15 protein-coding genes are annotated in these 16,820 nt (G+C 73.7%); 7 read left to right on the top strand and 8 right to left on the bottom strand.

Going from position 1 to position 16,820, the window contains the following annotated elements; translation table 11 throughout:
- Positions 1–25: 25 nt before the first annotated feature.
- Genes rpsR through rpmG form a run of 4 tightly spaced genes read right to left on the bottom strand, consistent with a single transcriptional unit; the run spans position 26 to position 1,912 of the window.
- Positions 26–259, bottom strand: coding sequence for a 30S ribosomal protein S18 (gene rpsR, locus GQF42_RS24595; protein ID WP_158923314.1), 234 nt, complete (start codon positions 257–259; stop codon positions 26–28).
- Complete coding sequence (locus GQF42_RS24590) at positions 259–1,479, bottom strand: CobW family GTP-binding protein (RefSeq protein WP_158923312.1); 1,221 nt, start codon at positions 1,477–1,479, stop codon at positions 259–261. Before GQF42_RS24590 ends, rpsR begins: the two co-directional genes overlap by 1 nt.
- Positions 1,476–1,739, bottom strand: a complete 264-nt coding sequence (locus tag GQF42_RS24585) for a type B 50S ribosomal protein L31 (RefSeq protein WP_158923310.1) — start codon at positions 1,737–1,739, stop codon at positions 1,476–1,478. The genes GQF42_RS24590 and GQF42_RS24585 overlap by 4 nt, the downstream gene beginning before the upstream one ends.
- 8 nt (positions 1,740–1,747) lie before the next feature.
- Positions 1,748–1,912, bottom strand: a complete 165-nt coding sequence (rpmG, locus tag GQF42_RS24580) for a 50S ribosomal protein L33 (protein WP_158923308.1) — start codon at positions 1,910–1,912, stop codon at positions 1,748–1,750.
- Between the two features lie 61 nt (positions 1,913–1,973).
- Between rpmG and rpmB the strand changes: the two genes are divergently transcribed.
- The 4 genes from rpmB (at position 1,974) to GQF42_RS24560 (ending at position 3,742) form a co-directional block, all read left to right on the top strand.
- Positions 1,974–2,210: a 50S ribosomal protein L28 gene (rpmB, locus tag GQF42_RS24575; protein ID WP_158923306.1), complete on the top strand. Its 237-nt coding sequence runs from the start codon at positions 1,974–1,976 to the stop codon at positions 2,208–2,210.
- Positions 2,210–2,515: a 30S ribosomal protein S14 gene (gene rpsN, locus GQF42_RS24570; RefSeq protein WP_158923304.1), complete on the top strand. Its 306-nt coding sequence runs from the start codon at positions 2,210–2,212 to the stop codon at positions 2,513–2,515. The genes rpmB and rpsN overlap by 1 nt, the downstream gene beginning before the upstream one ends.
- A 118-nt stretch (positions 2,516–2,633) precedes the next feature.
- On the top strand, positions 2,634–3,110 hold the full coding sequence (locus GQF42_RS24565) for a hypothetical protein (RefSeq protein ID WP_199272779.1): 477 nt from the start codon (positions 2,634–2,636) through the stop codon (positions 3,108–3,110).
- A 119-nt stretch (positions 3,111–3,229) separates the two neighbouring features.
- A complete protein-coding gene (locus tag GQF42_RS24560; protein WP_158923300.1) occupies positions 3,230–3,742 on the top strand; it encodes a DUF4232 domain-containing protein in 513 nt (170 codons plus the stop codon).
- Positions 3,743–3,758: 16 nt separating this feature from the next.
- Here the strand turns inward: GQF42_RS24560 and GQF42_RS24555 are convergent, their stop codons facing one another.
- On the bottom strand, positions 3,759–4,868 hold the full coding sequence (locus GQF42_RS24555) for a DUF2786 domain-containing protein (RefSeq protein ID WP_199272778.1): 1,110 nt from the start codon (positions 4,866–4,868) through the stop codon (positions 3,759–3,761).
- A gap of 268 nt (positions 4,869–5,136) precedes the next feature.
- On the opposite strand from GQF42_RS24555, the gene GQF42_RS24550 reads away from it, so the two are divergent.
- A complete protein-coding gene (locus tag GQF42_RS24550) occupies positions 5,137–6,837 on the top strand; it encodes a bifunctional 3'-5' exonuclease/DNA polymerase (protein WP_158923298.1) in 1,701 nt (566 codons plus the stop codon).
- Between the two features lie 7 nt (positions 6,838–6,844).
- Here GQF42_RS24550 and GQF42_RS24545 read toward each other — a convergent pair whose 3' ends face one another.
- Together GQF42_RS24545 and GQF42_RS24540 are read right to left on the bottom strand one after the other, a co-directional pair.
- On the bottom strand, positions 6,845–10,123 hold the full coding sequence (locus GQF42_RS24545) for an AfsR/SARP family transcriptional regulator (protein WP_158923296.1): 3,279 nt from the start codon (positions 10,121–10,123) through the stop codon (positions 6,845–6,847).
- Positions 10,124–10,573: 450 nt separating this feature from the next.
- Complete coding sequence (locus GQF42_RS24540; protein WP_158923294.1) at positions 10,574–11,467, bottom strand: glycosyltransferase family 2 protein; 894 nt, start codon at positions 11,465–11,467, stop codon at positions 10,574–10,576.
- A gap of 308 nt (positions 11,468–11,775) precedes the next feature.
- On the opposite strand from GQF42_RS24540, the gene GQF42_RS24535 reads away from it, so the two are divergent.
- On the top strand, positions 11,776–12,816 hold the full coding sequence (locus GQF42_RS24535; protein ID WP_233273450.1) for an ATP-binding cassette domain-containing protein: 1,041 nt from the start codon (positions 11,776–11,778) through the stop codon (positions 12,814–12,816).
- Positions 12,813–13,607, top strand: coding sequence for an ABC transporter permease (locus GQF42_RS24530; protein ID WP_158923292.1), 795 nt, complete (start codon positions 12,813–12,815; stop codon positions 13,605–13,607). Before GQF42_RS24535 ends, GQF42_RS24530 begins: the two co-directional genes overlap by 4 nt.
- Here the strand turns inward: GQF42_RS24530 and GQF42_RS24525 are convergent.
- Positions 13,585–16,755 (bottom strand): ATP-binding protein, encoded by a 3,171-nt coding sequence (locus GQF42_RS24525; RefSeq protein WP_158923290.1) that lies wholly within the window; start codon positions 16,753–16,755, stop codon positions 13,585–13,587. The genes GQF42_RS24530 and GQF42_RS24525 overlap by 23 nt on opposite strands.
- Positions 16,756–16,820: the final 65 nt, after the last annotated feature.

Below are 16,820 nucleotides of genomic sequence, written 5' to 3'. Positions count from 1 at the left end.
TAGGAGATTCCCTACCCATACATGTTCACCTGCTGGAGTACGGCAGCAGCGCCATCTCTCGTGCGTTCTTGATCGCCCGCGCGAGCAGTCGTTGCTGCTGGGCCGTGACGCGGGTGACCCGGCGGCTGCGGATCTTGCCGCGGTCGGAGACGAAGTTCCGCAGCAGGTCGGCGTCCTTGTAGTCGATGTACCCGATCCCGGCCTGGTCCAGGGGGTTCGGGCGGTTGCGGGCCGGCGTGCGGTCGGGCTTGCGGGACATCAGATCTCCAGCAGGGTGTCGAAGGCGGGCGGCAGCCTCTTCCAGGCATCGCGCCCGGCCTCGAACTCGACGTCGGTGAGCAGGCAGGACTCCAGCAGCCGGGCGAGTGCGTCGCGGTCGAGGCCGGGCGAGGTGAAGACCAGGTGGGTGCAGCAGTCGCCGTGCTCCGGATGCCAGTCCAGCGCGGCGGCGGCCCGGCGCACGGGGGGCACCAACTCCCAGGCGGCGTCCGGCAGCGCCGCCAGCCACGGCCCCGCGCTCTCCACGCACAGCGCCCCGCCGGCCGCGTCCCAGTGGAGCAGCACATCGGGCTTGTCGGCGAGCCAGAACCGGCCCCGGCTGCGGGCCGCGGCACAGGTCAGGTCCTCCAGCGCCGCGTACAGCCGCTCCGGGTGGAAGGGCCGGCGCCGGTGCCACACCAGGGTCGAGACGCCGTGGTCGTCGGCCTCGGCGGGCAGCAGGGCACAGGCCGGGTGCTGGGCGGCCGCGGCCGCCTCGACGTCGAAACCGGCCAGGGCGGCCAGGGCCAGGGGGCTGCTCGACCGGCGCTCCTGTGCACGTGCAGGTGCGGGTTCCACTGCAGGTGCCGGCCCCTCGGCCGGCGCAGGAAGGGCGCCCGCCGGGCCGCCGTGGCCGATCGGGACCCGGCGGGCCGTCGGGTGGAGCTGCGCGAGCAGGGCGCGGTCCTCGTCGTCGGCCTCCGGGGAGTCGGCGACGGCCAGGACAGGGGCGTACTCCAGTTGACGGGCGAAGGTGTCCGCGACCGTGCGCTGGTCGGTGGCCGCCGCGGCGAGCCCGGCCTCGGCGAGGTCGTCGCCGTTGCCGAGGTACGGCAGCACCAGCGCCGGGTCCACGGCGGTGATCACGGACGTGACGGTCAGCCCGCCGGACGCGACCACCTCGGCCATCGCCTTGGGCTCGACCGAGTCCCACAGCTCGACGACCGCGAGCCGGGTCGTGCCGTCGTCGGCGAGCCGGCGCAGCTCCGGCACCAGGTCCGCGCGCAGCGCACAGCACGCGCAGTCGTTGACCAGGGGCGTCTCGCCCGCGGACAGCAAGCCGTCGCGGTCGCGGACCGTACGCACGACCGTACCGGCGGCGGCCGTCGTCAGGTCGTGGTGGAGTACGACGCTGCCGGGTACGTCCGCGAGCAGCTGCTCGACGGCCGCCCTGCGCGCGTCGGCGTGCAGCCCGCCGACGACGGCCACCGCCAGGCTCACGCGCCGCCCCGCTTCCCGTACCGGCGCTCGAAGCGCTCCACGCGCCCTGCGGTGTCCAGCACGCGCGCGGTGCCGGTGTAGAAGGGGTGGCTGACGTTCGAGATCTCGACGTCGACCACCGGGTAGGTGTGGCCGTCCTGCCACACGACCGTCTTTCCGCCCGCCCCGGACACGAGGGTCGAGCGGGTCAGGAAGGCGTGGCGCGCGGCACGGTCACGGAACACGACGGGCCCGTAGTCCGGGTGGATTCCCTTGCGCATGGGGTGGCTCAGCGCTCCTCTCGGAAGTCGACGTGCCGGCCGGCGACCGGGTCGTACTTGCGCAGCGTCATACGGTCCGCGTCGTTGCGGCGGTTCTTGCGGGTCACGTAGGTGTAGCCGGTCCCGGCGGTGGACCGGAGCCTGATGACGGGTCGGAGTTCGTTGCGTGCCATGCTGCTATGTTACTGAAAATGAATTCCATTAGCATCAACGTCTGAGGAGAGCTTCGTCACCATGTCCGCGCACTGCATGCTCACCGGGGCCCGGCCGGGCTTCGGCAACCACATCTCCCACTCCCACCGGCGCACCTCCCGACGCTTCGACCCCAACATCCAGAGCAAGCGCTACTGGCTGCCCGGCGAGAACCGGTACGTCCGGCTGCGGTTGAGCGCGAAGGGGATCAAGACCGTGGACGCGATCGGCGCCGAGGCCGCCGTGGCCCGGATCCGCGCCCGGGGGGTGCGGGTCTGATGGCGAAGAAGAGCCGGATCGCGAAGAACGAGCGGCGCAAGGAGGTCGTCGCCCGGTATGCCGCCCGGCGCGCCGAGCTGAAGGAGATCATCCGGCGGCCGTCCTCCCCGGCGGCAGAGCGTCTCGCCGCACAGCGCGAGTTGCGCGGGCAACCGCGGGACGCCGGCGCAACGCGCGTGCGCAACCGCGACCAGGTGGACGGCCGCCCGCGCGGCTACCTGCGCACCTTCGGCCTGTCCCGGGTAAACCTGCGCGACCAGGCTCACAACGGATTCCTGCCTGGCGTCCGGAAATCCTCCTGGTAACGGCTGGTAGCTTGCTGCGGGCCGTCCGGCGCAGGACGGCCGCCGCTACAGCTTGGGGGCATTTCCGGTGACTTCTGCGACTGCAAGGGTTGCGCGTGCGAGGGTTGCACCCGCGAGGGTGCGGACCGTGGCCGTGGCCGCGGGTCTGGCGGGCGCGCTCGCCGCACTGACCGCGTGCAGCGGGGGCGGTGGGGGCAAGAGCGCCTCCTCGTCCACGCCGCACGCGGGCGTCACCCCCACCTCGTCCTCCGGCTCCAAGGCCGCGACCGGCGCTTCCGCCGAGCTCCAGGGCAGCTGGATCACCACGAGCGGCGGCAAGATCGTGGCCCTGGTGATCACCCAGAAGAAGGCCGGGCTCTTCGTCACCGGCAGCAAGTCGTGGTGCTCGGGCGCCGCGGGCCGCAAGGCGGGGAAGCAGATGATCCATCTGACCTGCCCCGACGGCAGCAAGGACCGGGCCACCGGCAGGGTCGACTCGGTCGACGCCAAGTCCCTGAAGGTGACCTGGTCGGGCAAGACCGGCCAGGAGACGTACACCAAGGCGGAGGGCGGCACCCTGCCGACGAAGCCGCCGGGCCACCTGAAGAAGAACTGACGTTGACCTCGGTGGGGGCGGACCACCTGAAGCGGTGATTCCGCAGGGGTGCGCGAACGGGGTGGCAGCGCAGGCGCCATGATGCAGGGGCACCGTCACAACCTCGATGGGACCTGCTCATGCGCGCCATTCCGCTCACCGTCACCGCCCTCGCCGCCGCCCTGCTGCTGACCGCTTGCAACGGCGGCGGGAGCAAGAGCGAGGGCAGCAAGAACAGCTCGGCCTGCGAGATCGGCGGGGTCTCCGTGCAGATCGGGTCGGCGAGCGTGGCCCCGGGGGCCGGCGACACGGGCGAGATCCCCGTCAGCCTCACCAACCAGAGCGCCCCCTGCACCCTGGACCAGTTCGCCGGCGTGGCGCTCGGCGCCGGCGGCACCGAGGCCAAGGTGCCCGTGCTCAAGGGCGCCACGGCCCAGAAGCTCAAGCTCAACAAGGGCGACTCGGCCACCTTCACCATCAGCTATGTGCGCGGCAAGGCGGGCGACAGGACCAGCCTGGACGCGAAGACGGTGAAGATCACCCTGCCCGGCACCACCGCCTCGCGCAGCTTCCCCTGGTCCTACGGCCCCGTCGCCGGCCAGGGCAGCGGCCCGAACGCCTCGGTGAGCGCCTTCCAGCAGGTCGGCGACTGAGGTACGCCGCCGAGGCTCACCCGAGCCGTGGGCGGGAGCGGACCTGCGCCCGGTCCGCCGCCCGCGCGCCCTCCGTCCACCCGGCCGCGTCGCTCACCCCGCGCAGCCGGGTCGTGGTGGTCTCGGGGAACATCCGCTCGAGCCGGCCGGTGACGGCCGTCTCCCTGGTGACCAGGACCGGCAGCAGATCCTGGCCGACCTGGGCCTCGGCGACCGCCGCGAGCCGGTCGCCCACGCGGTGGGCGTAGGCCGCGAGGAACGACTGCCGGAAGGTCTTGGTCCGCTTGCGTCCGCCTGCTCTCTGCTCGGCCTCCGCCCTGGTCATCGCGTGCGTGGCCTGCACGAGCAGCGAGGTGTAGAGCAGCTCGACCGCCTCCAGGTCCGCCTCGAAGCCGACGACCGTGGAGAAGGCCAGCGGTTCGTTCCACACCGCACGGCAGTGGTTCGCGCCCGCCACGGCGTCGAGCAGGACCGCCTTGGCCTGCTCGTACGGCGGCTCGACCCCGATCCGGCAGGCCCCGGGCGCGTCGGGGGCGGGGGCCTCGGCGGCGAGCAGCGCCTCGTCGACACTGTGCCGGGCCATCAGCTCCTGCGCCTTGGCGCTGAGCGCCTCCGCCTCCTGCGGATACCCGGTCGCCTCGGCCTTGGCGAGCAGCGCGCGGATCCGGCCGAGCATGCGGGAGGCGGCCGGACCGGCGGCGCGGCGCGGCTCCTCCTCCAGCGGCTCCAGAGCGGGCAGGCGCAGCAGCAGGCGGTACAGCTCCAGGGCGGTGGTGGACTGCGAAAAACGGTCGGCCTCGCGCGCGGGGGCCGCGGGCAGGTCCGTCAGCTGGGCGGTCCAGCGGCGCCCGCGCGGGCGGTCCCGCCCGGCCTGCGCCCGGATCAGCGCGGCGGCCAGGTGTATGTGCTCGTCCCCCAGTTCGCGCCGCACCAGCCGTACGACGTCGGCGGGCTGCCAGCCGCGCTGCCAGGCCGCAGCGACGAACTCCTCACCGCGGCGCACGAGTTCGGCGTCCGCGGCCGGGTCGGCGGCGAGCAGGGAGGCGCCGGTGTCGAGGCCGGTGTCGGTGTCGTCGTACAGCGCGGCCCGAAAGGCCCGCTCGACGGTGCTGGCAGTGCTGGTCACGCCTTCGATCGTGCCATGCCCCACCGACAGCGGGCCGAGCTTCGTCCACAGCCTGTGGACGAACCCGCCGACGGGCCTGCGGGACCACGGTAGTCGCCCACCGCACCCCGGACCGGGAGAACGACTCCGGAGCGACCGCCTGCGAACATGCGGCCCTGAGGCGGCCGGTCGTGGTGCGCCTGGCCGCCGCTCCGCAGCGACACCTCCCGGACGGGGCTGAAAGCGCAGGTCACGGCGATTGTCAGTGCCACCTGCCACACTCGCACTCATGACCGACCGATGGGCGCTCGCCCCGGCCGAGGACGGTGGCGTGGACGTCGCCCCCCTCGGTCCGGACGGGCTGCCCGCCGGGCCGGTGCGGCGGGAGAGCGATCCCGCCGGGGCGGTGCGGAGCCGCCCGGAGGTGACGCGCTGGGTGTGGCGGTCCACCCCCGAGGTCTACCCGCGTCTGCTCGCCACGGGGGTGCGAGTAGAGCGGTGCTACGACATTGAGGACGCCGAGACACTCCTGCTGGGCCACGAGGGCCGGCACGGCGAGCCGCGTTCGGCCGCCGCCGCCCTGGCCCGCCTCCGGGGCGGCCCCGTACCGCCCGATGCACCACAGCGTGCGGCCGAACCGGGCGCCCAGTCCCCGCTGTTCGAGCCCACCGGCACCCACCTGCCCCTGACCGACCTCCTCGCGGTCTACGCCGAGCAGCTGCGGCGGCACGAGCGGACCGCCCGCCCCGACCGGATGCGGCTGCTGACGGCCGCCGAGTCGGCCGGGATGCTGGTGGCCGCCGAGATGAACCACGCGGGCCTGCCCTGGAGCGCCGAGGTCCACCGCGAGCTGCTGCACGGCCTGCTGGGCGAGCGGTACGCGGGCGGCGGAGAGCCGCGCCGCCTCGCCGAGCTGGCCGACGAGGTGTCCGCCGCCTTCGGCCACCGGGTGCGCCCCGACCTGCCGGCCGACGTGATCAAGGCCTTCGCCCGGGCGGGGATCAAGGTGCGCTCGACCCGCCGCTGGGAGATCCAGACCGTCGACCACCCGGCCGTGGCACCCCTGCTGGAGTACAAGAAGCTGTACCGCATCTGGGTGGCGCACGGCTGGTCCTGGCTGCAGGACTGGGTGCGCGACGGCCGCTTCCGCCCCGAGTTCCTCGCCGGCGGCACGGTCACCGGGCGCTGGGTGACCAACGGCGGGGGCGGGCTGCAGATCCCCAAGGTGATCCGCCGGGCCGTGGTCGCCGACCCCGGCTGGCGGCTCGTGGTGGCCGACGCCGACCAGATGGAGCCCCGCGTGCTCGCCGCGATCTCCCGCGACCCCGGCCTGATGGAGGTCGCCGGCCGCGAGAGCGACCTCTACCAGTCGGTCTCCGACCGCGCCTTCTCCGGCGACCGCGACCAGGCCAAGCTCGCCGTGCTCGGCGCGGTCTACGGCCAGACCTCCGGTGACGGCCTGAAGAACCTGGCCGCGCTGCGCCGCCGCTTCCCCAAGGCCGTGGCCTACGTCGACGAGGCCGCGCGCGCGGGCGAGGAGGGCCGGCTCGTGCGCACCTGGCTGGGCCGGACCTGCCCGCCGGCCGCCGGGTCGGGTGAGGACGCGGCGGAGGAGGCGGGCATCCCCCTCGGCGAGGACGACGGCGAGGCAGCCGCCGCGGACGGCCAGGCCTGGGTCCCCGGCTACGCCTCCACCAACGCCCGCGCGCGGGGGCGCTTCACGCGCAACTTCGTCGTCCAGGGCAGCGCCGCCGACTGGGCCCTGCTGATGCTCGCCGCACTCCGTCAGGCCTGCGCGGACCTCAAGGCCGAGCTGGTCTTCTTCCAGCACGACGAGGTGATCGTGCACTGCCCCGCCGAGGAGGCCGACACGGTCGTGGCGGCCATCCGTGCCTCGGCCGAGCTGGCCGGACGGCTGACCTTCGGCGAGACACCGGTGCGCTTTCCGTTCACGACGGCGGTGGTGGAGTGCTATGCGGACGCCAAGTGAGCGCGGGTCACAGGCCCCCCGGCCGGTCCTCGGCAAGCAGGGTGCGCAGTTCGTCGAGCACGGCCTCCTCGTCCGTGTCGTCCAGCGCCGTGAGCGCCGCACGCCAGGCCTCGTACGCCTCCGCCCGCCGCCCCCGCTCGCGCAGCAGCAGCCCGTACTGGTGCCGGGCAAGACCGCCGATGTAACGGTCCGCACGGGCATCCGCACGCTCCAGCAGCTCGGCGCACTCCCCGCCCGCCCGCTCCGTCTCCCCCAGCTCGCGCAGCGCTCGGACCAGGCCGAGCCGGGTCTGCGACTCCCCGTGCCAGTCACCGGCGCCGCCGAGGATGCGCAGGCTCTCCTCGAAGTGCTCGGCAGCGGCGGCCGGTTCGCCGAGAGCGAGATGGGCGTAGCCCGTGTTGCAGTGCGCCGAGTGCTGCACGATGACAGCGCCGATCGCGTCCCCGATCGCCAGCGAGCGCCGGTGCTGCTCGATGGCGGCCCGCGGATCGGTGTGCTCGTAGAGGTTGCCGAGGTGGCTGTGGGTGACGGCCTCGCCGTAGGGGTCGTTCAACTGCCGGGAGTACGCAAGGCTCTGCCGCAGCGCCTCCCCGGACTCCGCGAACCGCCCGAGCCCCTCCAGCAGCAGCCCGCGGTTGTTCAGGCAGCGCCGGATCCTGGAGGCCCTGCCGAGCCGCCGCCAGATCTCCAGGCACTGGTCGGTGAGGGCGAGGGCGTCCTTCTGCCGGCCGGTCAGGAAGTGCAGGCCCGCGAGGTCGCCCAGCGCGTAGGCCTCGGCCGCCGCGTCCCCGAGCCGCAGCGCCGCCCGGAGCGCGGCCCGCCCGAGCACCTCCATCTCGGCGACCCGGCCACTGCGCTGGACGTAGGGAAAGAGCAGCCGCACCAGCACGGACAGATACGCGGTCCGGCGCGGATCGGCGCTGTCCGCGTTCCGCGCCACCAGGGCGACGACGTTCTCCAGCTCCACCTCGCCCCAGCCGAAGGCCACCTCGGCGGATCCGAAGAACGGCAGCTCCGCCACATCCGCGGCATGCTCCAGCGGCTGCGCGGAGGTGGGCAGCCGCCGGTCGTCCTGATCGAGCCCGGGCTCCACGACGGCCACGAGCAACCGCTCGGCAACGGCGGCGTACCACCGCAGAGCGGCAAGATCGGAGTCGGGCCGGGCGGCCTCCTCCTGCGCGGGTGAGATGGCAAGGCCGGCTCGGCCGGTGGCAGGGCTCGGCGCCTCCCGCTGCGTCCCGGTGTCCGGCAGGGCCACGCCCCGCTCCCTGTCCGCCAGTTCGCGGGCGAAGTCGCGGACCAGGTCGTGCGGGGCATAGCGGCCGTAGGCCGTTTCCTCCAGGAGGGCGACGTCGACGAGGCGGTCGAGGGCGGACTCGGCGCGGCGCTCGTCGGTGCCGGTGAGGCGGGCGATCAGCGGGGCGCCGTAGGTCGGCAGGTCGAGCGCGCCGATGCGGCGCAGCGCGAGGGCCGCGTCCCGGTCGGCCTCGCGCTCGGCGGCGGCGAGCGCGTCGTGGGCGACGGCCAGGGACCGCCGTACGCTCAGGTCGTCGTACTCCAGGTGATGCAACCGGCCGCCGGTCTCGGCCAGTTGGCCGGCCAGCACCTCGGGTGTGAGGGCGCGGCGGGCGGCGAGCCGGGCGGCGACCACGCGCAGCGCCAGCGGAAGCCGTCCGGTCAGCTCGACCAGCGCATGACCGCCGTCCAGCCTCTCCCGCCCGCTCACCGCACGCAGCAGCGCCGCGCTGTCCTCGCTGGTCAGCGGGGTGAGCGGAAAGCGCCGAGCGCCGTCGAGGACGGTCAGCGGCGAGCGGCTGGTGACGATCACGGCGCAGCCGGGCCCGGCCGGCAGCAGGGGCCGTACCTGAGCCGCGTTCGCCGCGTCGTCCAGCACCATCAGGATGCGGGCCGGGGCGAGCAGCGAGCGGAGCAACGCGGCGGCGGCGTCGGGGTGTTCGGGGATGCTGCGAGGCTCGACGCCCAGGTCCCGGAGCAGCGCGGCAAGGGCCTGCGTGGCGGTCAGCGGGGCCATACCTGGAGTGGCGCCGTGCAGGTTGACGTAGAGCTGGCCGTCAGTGAAACGTTCCCGCAGCTCATGTGCGACATGGAGGGCGAGCGCGCTCTTGCCAACGCCCGCCATGCCGCTGATCACGGCGACGGCCGGGGCCGGTGCGGGCGGCTCGGTGAGCGCGAGCCGCAGCCGGTGGCGCGCGTCGGTCCGACCGGTGAAGTAGGCCGGCGGAGCGGGCAGCTGGGCCGGGCGCGGAGTCTGCCGCGCGGCCGGTTCCTCCTCGTGCCCGTCCCCGCGCTCCTCGTCCGGCTCCACCCCGACGACCGGGTGCCCGTCGCCGCACAGCAGTTGGCGGGGCTCCTCCTCGGCATCCTCCCGCTGCCGCTCCTCGCCGCCGCCCCGCAGCACCTCGACATGTGCCTCACGGACCGCCGAGCCGGGCTCGATGCCGAGTTCCTCGATCAGGCGGGCACGCAGATCACGGTGGACCGCGAGAGCCTCGGCCTGACGGCCGGTGCGGTGCAGGGCGAGCATGAGCTGACGGTGGTACGCCTCGCGCAGCGGATGCTCGGCGACGAGCGCCGCCAGCTCCGGCACGAGCGCGGCCAACCGTGCTCCGCCGAGGGAGAGTTCGGCGTCGTAGCGCCACTGCAGCAGAAGCAGCCGTGCCTCCTCCAGACGCTGCACCAGGGCGTAGCCGCCGAAGTCGGCGGGGAGCCCGCTCAGCGGGGTGCCGCGCCAGAGCGCGAGCCCGGCCGTGCACGCCCGTACGACGCCCGTCCAGTCGCGCCGGGCGTGCGCGGCCCGCGCCTCGGCGACCCGGGCATCGAAGACGTGCACGTCCAGCTCGCCGTGATCGACGCGCAGCACGTACCCCGGCGGTACGGCCCTGAGCCGTTCGGGGTCGTCCAGCAGCCGGCGCAGCCGGGCGACGTGGTTGTGCAGGGAGGCCTGCGCCGACACGGGCGGGGCCCCGCCCCACAGGGCGTCCTTCAACGACTCGACCGACACGACCCGGCCCGCCTCCAGCAGCAACGCGGCGAGCAGGGCACGCACTTTGGGACTGCCGATGGCACGGACGTCGTTGTCGGGGGTGTCGTCGACGGGGGACTCGGCGAGGCGGCCTGCGCCGGGACTCCGGTCGGGGGCGGCGATGCCGGAGCGGACCTCGGGTCCGGAACCGTCCCCGGAGGTCTCGTACGACATACCGTACGGCGGTCGGTCGTACAGGACCGGTGGCCCCAGCAGTCCGAACCGCAGCTCGCACCGCCGCATCACGCCGCTCCACTGCCTTCCCGCGCGGTCGGTGCCGACCGTGCTCCGCGGCGGGTGTGCGCCCGCCGTTCCTCTGGCGAAAATCCGCCCTGTCCAGGGCGGATTCCCGCCACCTTCCGTCTGCCGGACCGACCCCGGATCAGCCCCGGACCGGCCTTTTCGACGACCGTCCCCCCGGTACCGTCAATGTGTTCTGGCCAACCGGAACGCAACCCACCGCCGAACCGTTGGCCACATGTTAGCGATCCGTTGGCGAATCCTGATGTGATCATTCCATCGGATCCGGCCCAACGGTGCGCGCGTTTGCCGCGTAACTCGGGGGAGTGTCGCCGCAGGCTGGATCCGGGGACGCAGGGGGCCCCGGTCGGCGGAGGTGAACGACCGGGGCCCCGTCCCGTCCCCTCCGCGGAGCCTTGGGCTCCGCAGGTCTTCGACGGACGGCGCCTGCGCTCAGATCACCGGTGGCCGCCCGAGCCGGCTGAGTCGCCACACCGTGCGCCAGCGCATGGGCCGCCGCTCGCCGGCCGGCTCCCTCAGCCCCTCCACGAACCCGGCGAACCACGCCTTGAGTCCCGCAGGAGAGCGGATGCGGGCGAGGGTGAGGAGCGTCCACACCCCGAGGTGCACGAAGGCGAGCGGCAACGGCAGCCGGCGGCGCACCAGCCAGACGCGGTTGCGGGCGTTGACACGGAAGTAGATGGCATGCCGGGCCGGTGACGTCCTGGGGTGCCGGAGCAGCAGCTGGGGGGCGTAGAGGATCTTCCAGCCGGCGTCGGCGGCGCGCCAGGCCAGGTCGGTCTCCTCGTGCGCGAAGAAGAACTCGGCGGGCCAGTCCCCGGTCTCGGCCAGCATCGACATGCGCAGGGCATGCCCGCCCCCGAGGAAGCCGGTGACATAGCCCCCGCGCATCGGATCCGACTTCCCCACCCGGGGCACATGCCGCTGCTGGGTCTCACCGTGCTCGTCGGCGATACGGAACCCGACGATGCCCAGGCGCGGATCGGCGGCGTACAGATCCCGTACCCGGCGCAGCACATCGGCCTCGACGAGCAGACCGTCGTCGTCCAGCTCCACGACGACGTCGACGTCCCCGAACTCCCGCAGCCGGGCGAGGGCCACGTTCCGCCCGCCCGGGCATCCGAGGTTCTCCTCGACGTCGACGGTGGTGACCTCGCCGGGCAGCGCGAGCCGCCGGCCGAACTCGGGCAGCCGACAGCCGTTGCCCACGATCACGATGCGGGCGGGGGCGAGGTCCTGCTTGGCCACGGACTCCAGCAGGGCGTCGACTTCGGCGGGCCGGTTGCCCATGGTCACCACGGCGACGGCAATCCTCGGCTCCGCCACGTCCCTCACCCCATCCGGCCGACGGCCGCGCCACACCCCTGACCGCGCGGCGCCCACCGTTCACCAAGATGTTGCCTCAGCTCCGCGGGTTCACCCGATGCGGATTCACTTTGCCGCCCCTTTGCTCCCCTTTGTCGGTGCCTTCCCTGTGTCCTGCGGAGCCGAGCCCTCCGCGGCCCGCCGCGCCCCCCGGAAGACCATGGCAGAGCCCCCCGTGAACGACGAAATCCCGGACCGGCCGGGCCTGTCCGCGCGGCTGAAACCACGCTGAAACCACGGTGCACCGCCCCGGCCGCACGCTCTGCGGCATGACGACGGACCACGAACTCGCGATCGCGGCCACCGGGCTGCGCAAGTCCTACGGGGACAAGACCGTCCTCGACGGCATCGACTTCCAGGTGCCCGCCGGCACGATCTTCTCCCTGCTCGGGCCGAACGGCGCGGGCAAGACCACGGCGGTCAACATCCTGTCCACCCTCATCCGCGCCGACGGCGGCTCGGCGCGGATCGCCGGGCACGACCTCACCACCGACGCCCGGGCCGTGCGCGCCGCGATCGGGGTCACCGGGCAGTTCTCCGCCGTGGACGGCCTGATCACCGGCGAGGAGAACATGCTCCTGATGGCCGACCTGAACCACCTCTCCCGGCGCGAGGGACGACAGGTCACCGCCGAACTGCTGGAACGCTTCGACCTCACCGACGCCGCGAAGAAGCCCGCCTCCACCTACTCCGGCGGCATGAAACGCCGCCTCGACATCGCCATGACCCTGGTCGGAAACCCGCGGATCATCTTCCTCGACGAGCCGACCACCGGCCTCGACCCACGCTCGCGCCACACCATGTGGCAGATCATCCGCGAACTGGTCACGGGCGGCGTCACCGTCTTCCTCACCACCCAGTACCTGGACGAGGCCGACCAGCTCGCCGACCGCATCGCCGTGCTCAACGGCGGCAGGATCGCCGCCGAAGGCACCGCCGAGGAGTTGAAGCGGCTCGTCCCCGGCGGCCACGTCCGGCTCCGCTTCACCGACCCGGCCGCCTACGAACGTGCGGCCACCGCACTGCGCGAGACCACCCGCGACGACGCGGCGCTCACGCTCCAGATCCCCAGCGACGGAAGCCAGCGCGAGCTGCGCGCCATCCTCGACTGGCTCGACGCCGCCGGCATCGAGGCCGACGAACTGTCCGTGCACACCCCGGACCTGGACGACGTGTTCTTCGCCCTGACCGGCGACCCCGTCCCCGCCCCGTCCGCTCAGCCCGCCCCGTCCACCCAGCCCGTCCACTCCGCCGGTTCCGTCGGTTCCGTCGGTTCCGTCGGTTCCGTCGGCAAGGAGACCGTTCGATGAGCACCGCCGACTCCGCGTTCCGCGACAACTTGACCATGCTGCGGCGCAGCCTCCTGCACGCCCGCCGCTACCCCTCCCTCACCCTGAACCTCCTGCTCACCCCGGTGATGCTGCTCCTGCTGTTCGTCTACGTCTTCGGCAACGTGATGAGCGCGGGCATGGCCGGCGGCCACGCGGACCGTTCCCACTACATCGCCTACATCGTCCCCGGCATCCTCCTCATGACCGTGGGCATGACCGCGCTCGGCACCGCGGTGTCCGTGGCCACCGACATGACCGAGGGCATCATCGCCCGGTTCCGCACCATGGCGATCAACCGCGCGTCCGTGCTGATCGGCCACGTGGTCGGCACGGTGATCCAGACGATGCTGGCGCTGGCGCTGATCCTGGGTATCGCGGTGGCCATCGGCTTCCGGCCCGACGCCACGCCCGTGGAGTGGATCGCGGCGGCCGCGCTGATGGCTCTGGTCAGTCTCGCGCTGACCTGGATCGCGGTCGGCATCGGCCTGGTGAGCCCCAACGCCGAGGGAGCCAGCAACCTCGGGATGCCGCTGACGATGCTGCCGCTCCTGTCCAGCGCGTTCGTGCCGGTGGACGCCATGCCGTCGGGCTTCCGCTGGTTCGCCGAGTACCAGCCGTTCTCGCCCGCCATCGAGACCCTGCGCGGGCTGCTGCTGGGCAGCGGCATCGGTACCAAGAACGTGCTGCTCGCCGTCGGCTGGTGCCTGGGGCTGACCCTGGTGGGCTACCTGTGGTCCAAGGCGCGGTTCAACCGTGAACCGCGGCAGTGAGTTCGCGCAGCGCCGCGGCCCGCAACTCCTCCCGCCCCAGGGCGGCGTACCTCGACCTCGCGTCGGCGTACGCCGCCCGGTCGGCGTTCTCGGCCGCTTCCCGGGAGCGGGGCAGGGAAAGGGTCGGGAACTCCCGTGCCACCGGCATCCGCTCGGCCAGCGCCACCAGCCGTACGGCCGCCGGGTCGCCCTGAGCCAGCCGGGCGTGTCCGAGCGCCAGCAACAACGTGCCGTAAACCGGCAGCTCCACCGGGGCCCCGTCGACCGGTGAGCCGTCGCCCGGCGACCCGTCGGCCGCGGCACCGGACAGCAGCCCGATCAGGCGCGCCCGCAACTCCTCTGTGAGCCCGGCGACCGGGTCCGGCCGGCCGTGCAACCCGTGCGCGGCCACGGCGGCCGCCTGCACCTGAAGCACCCACGGGTCCACGAAGGGATCGTCGGCGTACCGGGCACTGGCCTCCCGTGTCCACTCCACCGCCCGGCGCCACAGCCCCAGCCCGACCTCGGTCAGCCCCCGGGCCAGCGCGATCTCCGCCCTGGCCGGCAGCTCTTCGCTGAAGATCCGGTCCGGATCCGCCGGCTGGTCCAGGACGGCGCGGCCCAGCCAGTACTCGGCCTCGTCGATCTCGCCCTTGTGCAGACAGGCCAGCACCAGCCCCCAGCGGACACCGATCAGGTCCGACCAGTCGCTGAACCCGTCCAGCGCGCTCAGTGCGGCGCGCAGATGGTCGTACGCCTGCGCGCCCCGCTCGGACTGCAGGCACAGCTCGCTGATCCGGCCGTGGCTGAGCAGGTTCATGGCCGGGTTGTTCAGCGGGGCGAGCGCGTCGAGCATCCGGCGGGCGCTCTCCAGCGCCCGTTCCGTGTCGTGCCCGGCCTCCCAGACATAGCTGGCGACCCCCGAGGCGATGCCCGCCAGCATCGGCTCGTCGGCCTCGCACAGCTGCTGGAGCCGGGCGAACTGCGGCGCCCGTATCTCCGGTACGGCGCACAGCACGACGGACAGGGCCCGCAGCACAGTGTCCGGCGGGGCGGGCGGCAGCCGACGCAGGGTCACCAACTGGCGTACGGCGCGCGGGCCGTGGCCCATGAAGAGGCTCGCCGCACACACCGCCGCCGCGCTGCGGGCGGGTTCCACGTCCTCGGCGGCGCCGGGCCGGAAGTGGGACAGGGGGCCCCCGGTGTCGGCGGCCAGCGAGGCCAGCCGGGCGTAGTTGGAGCCGGTGGACCACAGGGAGGACAGTACGGCGGTGACGGCTGCGACGGCGGGTCCGTCCGCGCGGGCCAGCGCATGCCGCAGGGCAAGGACGAGGTTGTCCTGCTCGGCGCGGACGCGGGCCCAGGCGGGCCCCGGATCGTGGCTGAACAGCAGGTCGTGGTGGGCGCGGCCGAGGTCCCGCGCCCAGGCGAGGAACCGGTCGGTCACCGTCTCCTCCTCGCCCGCCGCGGCCCGCCGGTCGGCACCGAACTCGCGCAGCGTCTCCAGCATGCGAAAGCGCACACCCAGGGGGCTCTCGTCCACCTTGATCAGGGACTGCCCGGCCAGCTGCTCCAGCAGGTTCAGCGTGTCCCCGGTCTCGCCGAGCACGTACTGCGCCGCGTCCTCGGTGAAGCCCCCGGGGAAGACCGACAGCGCACGCAGCGCCGCCCGGCCGTCCTCCTCCAGCAGGTTCCAGCTCCACTCGACCACGGCCCGCAGTGTGCGATGCCGCTCGGGTGCGTCCCGTGCGCCACCGCGCAGCAGCGCGAAACGGTCCTGCAGCCGCCGCGAGATGTCGGCCACGGAGAGCACCCGCACCCGGGCCGCGGCCAGCTCCACGGCCAGCGGCAGCCCGTCCAGGTGCCGGCAGATCTCGGCCACCCGCTCGGCTGGCAGCTCCACGCCGGGCCGGGCGGCCTGCGCCCGCTGCTCGAAGAGCTGGACCGACGTGGTCAGGGAAAGCTCCGGCAGCGCGTACACGGACTCCGAGGTCAGCCCCAGCGGCCCCCGGCTGGTCGCCAGCACCCGCAGCTCCCTGGACCGCGACACCAGCGCCTGTACGAGACCTGCCGCACCGGCGAGAACGTGCTCGCAGTTGTCCAGCACCAACAGGGCGGGGCCGGGGCCCAGCGCGGCGACGATGCCGCTCACCCCGTCCCCGCCGACGGCGAACTGCCGGCCGTCCCCGGCGCCGACCGCCGAGGCCACCTCGTCGGCCACGTCCTCGTCGGCGGTGACACCGGCCAGGGTGACGAAGTGCACCAAGGACTGCTCGGCCGTCCGGCTCACCGCGTGGGAGAGCCGCGTCTTGCCCAGCCCACCGGGGCCCGTGACGGTGACCACCCGCGCGCCGCGCAGCAGCCCGGCAACGGCGGCGATGTCGGCGTCCCGCCCCAGCAGGGGGTTCGGCTCGTGCGGGACACCGTGGCGCACGGGCGGCGTGTCCGCGTGCAGCAACTCCTGGTACACAGCCCTGAGTCGGGGCCCCGGATCCGTGCCCAGATCGTCGCGCAGCCCGCGCCGATAGGCGTCGTACCGGGTCAGCGCCGCGGCCCGGCCCGCCGTTGCCACCTCGCAGCGCAGCAGCTGCGCCAACACCTCCTCGTCGCGCGGAAGTTCACCGGCCAGCTCCGCCAGCGGCGCCGCCGCCTCCTCCTTCCGCCCCAGCCGGGCCAGCGCGAGCGCCCGGGACCGCGCCAGCGAACGCAGCGTCCGGACCCGAGCGGCGCGCAGCGCCGTCACCGGATCGTGCAGCTCCTCGCCCTGCCCTGCGCCCAGGCTGCCGTCCCACAGGGCCAGCCCCGCCTCGGCCCGCGCCAGGGCGCCTTCGTGACCCCCGGCCCGTGCCCGCTCGGCGCTCGCGGCCTCGTGCGACAGCAGCGCCGAGCTGTCGACCTGCGCCTCGTCCAGGGCGAGCCGGTACCCCGTCGGTGTGCTCACGATCAGTGTGGCGCCCAGCTGCGCCCTGAGCCGCGACACCAGGACCTGCACCGCCTTGCCCGGCCGCTCCGGCAACGCATCCGGCCACAGACCCTCCACCAGCCGGCCCGTGCTGCACCCGGAGCGCAGATCCTCGGCGAGCAACGCCAGCAGCCCACGCAGCCGGGGCGCCGTGACCTCCTGTCCGCGACAGGCGACTCGGGGCAGCAGGGTCAACTCGGTGGTCACGTCCGAAGACTAGCCAGCAGGGCGGACGGACACACGCACGAATCCACCCCCTCGCCGACGCACGG

Origin of the sequence: Streptomyces broussonetiae (assembly GCF_009796285.1) — a bacterium.
Taxonomy (GTDB): Bacteria; Actinomycetota; Actinomycetes; order Streptomycetales; family Streptomycetaceae; genus Streptomyces; species Streptomyces broussonetiae.
Note: the sequence above shows the minus strand (reverse complement) of the source record. Positions and strands in the feature narration are given on the sequence as shown.